This is a genomic window from Micromonospora halophytica (genome assembly GCF_900090245.1).
Lineage (GTDB): Bacteria > Actinomycetota > Actinomycetes > Mycobacteriales > Micromonosporaceae > Micromonospora > Micromonospora halophytica.
Map to the genome: position 1 here is coordinate 1 of NZ_FMDN01000064.1, position 1,392 is coordinate 1,392.

Here is a 1,392-nt window from a genome sequence, read left to right on the forward strand (position 1 = left end):
TCCGGTCAGGCCCCCGTGTGGGACCGGCCCGCACCCACCCTGCGCCAGTCGTACGACGAATACATGCGGCTGCGCGACGCCGCCGACCTGGAGACGCAGCGGGCGTACTGGCGCGAACAGCTGCGCGGGCTGCCGCGGCAGGGCACCGGTGATCCGACGGTGTCCCTGGAGCAGGCGCTGGCCTGGGGGCCGAAGGCCGGGCACACCGTCACCGTCACCCCTGAGGTCATGCAGCGGTGGGACCGGGCGGCCCGCGAACAACGGTTCAGCCGCTCCAGCTACTTCGTCGCCGCGTTCGCCTCCGCCCTGCGCGCCGTCCACGGACAGGACGACATCGGCCTGCTGATGGTCGTGGCGAAGCGCGGCAGCCGGGTCCTCGACTCCGCGTTCACCACCCGGCTCAACCTCAACTGCGTCCGGGTGCGGTTCGACGGGCCGGAGGACGACAAGCTCGTCCTGCGGGTCAACGAGACGATCAGCGACCTCATGCGGGCCCAGGACGTCCCCTTCGCGGAGACCGCCGACGATCCCGCCGCCGGGCTCTCCGGTGAGGTGGTCGCCAGCCTGCCTACGTTCGTCTTCCAGGACAACGTGGTGCTCCCACTGGAGCTGCCCGGCTGCCGGGCCGAGGAGGTCGTCGACCCGTATGCGCGGGAGGTGTCTAACGGCCTCACGGTCGAGGTGCTGCCCCGGCCCGACCATGCCCTGCTGCGCGTGACCATCCGTACGGACTACCTGCCGTACCGCTTCGCCGAGGAGCTGAACGGCCACATGCTGCGCTTCCTCGAAGCCGGCCCGGCGATGGCTACGCACTGAGTTCGTCCGCACCGGACGTGGCTGCCACCGGGCGCGTCCCCGCAGTTCCTGGTTCCTGACCCGGCCGTACCCGTGCAGGTGGCGCCGGTCCTGATCGGAGGTTGGCTGATGTCTGTCGGGTTCGATGGTGCGCATGCCGTGGCGGGTGACGCCGCCGGTGGCACGTTGGGGGACGCGGAACGGGAACGGTTGCTCGCCTGGGGCCGGGGCCCGGTCCGCGATGTGCCGTCCGAGCCGATCCACGAACTGGTCCTGCACTGGGCACGACACACACCCGAAGCGGTCGCCGGCGTCGCCGGTGACGACACGCTGACCTACGCCGAACTGGACCGCCGCTCCCACGCCCTCGCCGGCCACCTACGCGCACAAGGCGTCAGCGACGGCGACGTGGTCTCCCTGGCCCTGGACCGCAGCCTCTGGACCCTCATCGCCACCCTCGCCGTCCTCCGCGCCGGCGCCGCCTACACCCCGATGGACATCACCTGGCCCGCCCCCCGCATGCGCATGCTCCTGAACGACCACGGCGCACGCATCGTCCTCACCACCAGCGACACCGCCCCCCGCATCCCCCAACCC

At 71.6% G+C, this 1,392-nt stretch carries 2 protein-coding genes; both read left to right on the forward strand.

Going from position 1 to position 1,392, the window contains the following annotated elements; genetic code table 11:
• Positions 1 to 816 (forward strand): condensation domain-containing protein (locus tag GA0070560_RS27990; RefSeq protein WP_245675773.1); only part of this gene is annotated, 816 nt, incomplete at its 5' end.
• A gap of 108 nt (positions 817 to 924) precedes the next feature.
• The coding region (locus GA0070560_RS27995) for an AMP-binding protein (RefSeq protein WP_139131643.1) at positions 925 to 1,392 on the forward strand (468 nt) is incomplete at its 3' end.